Consider the following 2,311-nt stretch of genomic DNA (forward strand, 5'->3'; position numbering starts at 1 on the left):
CATCCTAGGCAAGGTGCTCCAAAACGCCGATCTAGCCCAGAAGCGCGTCGCGCCGATCTGCCAAGACACGGGCATGGCGGTAGTGTTCGTCGATATCGGTCAAGACGTGCATATCGAGGGCGGATTTTTAGAGGACGCGATAAACGAGGGCGTAAAAGACGGCTACGTGGGCGGCTACCTGCGCAAATCAGTCGTAAACGACCCGATCTTTGAGCGCAAAAACACGACAAACAACACCCCTGCCGTCATAAACGTAAGGATAGTAAGGGGCGATAAAATCCACATAAAAGTCGCTCCAAAGGGCTTTGGTAGCGAGAACAAATCGGCTCTAAAGATGCTAGTGCCCGCAGACGGCCTAGAAGGCGTGAAAAAGGTATTTTTAGACACCGTTAAGCTAGCAGGTCCAAATGCTTGCCCTCCGATGGTGATCGGCGTAGGCATAGGCGGCACGATGGATAAGGCCGCGCTAATGGCAAAATACGCAGCCGCTCGCGCCGCAGACAGCAAAAACCCCGACCCTAGATACGCCAAACTAGAAGAGGAACTACTAGAGCTCGCCTGCAAAACGGGCGTTGGACCGCAAGGACTAGGCGGCGACACGACCGCGGTAAAAGTAAACATCGAGTGGTATCCGACCCACATCGCGGGCCTACCGGTCGCTATCAACATCAACTGCCACGCCGCTCGCCACGCCGAAGCTGAAATTTAAGGAGAAAAGATGTCAGAAGTAAAAAAGATAACCGCGCCGTTTGATAAAGATGTCGTAAAAAGCCTAAAAGCTGGCGACAACGTGCTAATAAGCGGCACCATCATCGCAGCTCGCGACGCCGCGCACAAGGCGCTAACCGAGACTTTGGCTCGCGGCGAGGCCTTGCCCGTAAATTTAGCCGGCGAGACGATCTACTATCTAGGACCAAGCCCCGCAAAACCGGGCGACGTCATAGGCGCAGCCGGGCCGACAACTAGCGGACGCATGGACAAATACACTCCGACGATGATAAACGAAGTAGGCATCAACGGTATGATCGGCAAGGGCTACCGCTCTGAGGCCGTCGTCGAAGCGATGAAAAAATCAGGCTGCGTCTATATGGTCGCTATCGGCGGCGCGGGCGCGCTGATTAGCCAAAGTATCAAAAAGTACGAAGTGCTAGCCTATCCAGAGCTTGGCCCTGAGGCGGTCGCTAGACTTACGGTCGAGGATTTCCCGGCTATCGTAGCGATAGATAGCGAGGGCAATAACTTCTACGAAGCAGGACAAGCTCCGTATAAAAAAATATAAATTTATCGGCGTGAGTTATCGCTAGCTCGCGCTTTACTCTACGCGCCGCTCTTTATGGGCAAATTTGAAACCAAACGGCGCGTTAAACTCTCAAATTTTACGCTCACTCTTTAAAAATTTTGCCGTAATTGCTCGGATACGCCGCTTTTAGAGATTTCTTAATCTTAGCCTTTAACGAGCCTCCGTCGCTAAGCTTTACGTCGCCAAATAGGCAATCTTTGTCGCAAATTAGGCGTAAAGTTATATCGCGTTTTTCGCCAAATAGCTCAAATTTTACTCGCACTTCGTTCTCTGAAACTGCTTTTGCGCTAAAGTTTTTGAGCTCCTCAATCTCGTGCGAGCCTACAAAAGGGTCGAGATCTAGATCCGATTCGTATATAACGTTGTTTGAAGTATGCGAATGTGAAATAAATATTTGAGATTGTATATTTTGGGCTGGAAGGTAAAAAAATATGGGGTAAAATACGTAAATTTAAAGTAAAACTTCGTATAATGAGCATTGAATCTTAATTAAAGGAAAATATATGAAAAAGCTCTTTTTGCCACTTGTGGTCGCTGCTACGGTCTACGGCGGAGGATCGGACTATGTCTCTGAAAATACGAAAAAATGTATAATGAACTCTCAAACTGCTGATCAAGTGATTGGATGTATACAGGCTGATCTCACGACGCAAGGCTCGTCACTTGATTATGTAAAATTTGAATGGAATTATGGTGACATAATAAGTGAGAAAATAAATCGTGACTGCCAGGAGGCATCCGATAAAGGCCAATTTGGACAGCTGGCAAACTGCACTGATTTTGAAATGAGTATTTACGATAAAGTTTTAAACATAAAATATAAGAGCGTATTGCAAAGGTTTACTAACGATAAAACAAAGCTAGCAGCAAAAGAGCCTAGCAAAAATGACTTTATTGCAGCACAGAGAGTATGGCTGAAAATGAAAGAAGGTTGCATGAATATTAGGGAGGAGATGGGCGGAGGAGACTACCCACCGTCGCTAATAGAATTAAACATGATAGCACAGTGTG

Annotated in this window: 3 protein-coding genes; all 3 read left to right on the forward strand. The window is 47.3% G+C overall.

The annotated features are described in order from the left end of the window. On the forward strand, positions 1-709 hold a 709-nt coding region (locus Q0338_RS01745; RefSeq protein ID WP_298085257.1), incomplete at its 5' end, for a fumarate hydratase. Positions 710-718: 9 nt separating this feature from the next. Beyond that, complete coding sequence (locus Q0338_RS01750; RefSeq protein ID WP_298085258.1) at positions 719-1,279, forward strand: Fe-S-containing hydro-lyase; 561 nt, start codon at positions 719-721, stop codon at positions 1,277-1,279. Between the two features lie 524 nt (positions 1,280-1,803). Then, positions 1,804-2,311 (forward strand): lysozyme inhibitor LprI family protein (locus Q0338_RS01755; protein ID WP_298085259.1); only part of this gene is annotated, 508 nt, incomplete at its 3' end.

Origin of the sequence: uncultured Campylobacter sp., from assembly GCF_938018145.1 — a bacterium.
Classification (GTDB): Bacteria; Campylobacterota; Campylobacteria; order Campylobacterales; family Campylobacteraceae; genus Campylobacter_A.

What these genes read in the sequence shown, in the direction of transcription:
- Q0338_RS01750 (WP_298085258.1), top strand. Translation starts at nt 719, where the DNA reads ATGTCAGAAGTAAAAAAGATAACCGCGCCGTTTGATAAAGATGTCGTA.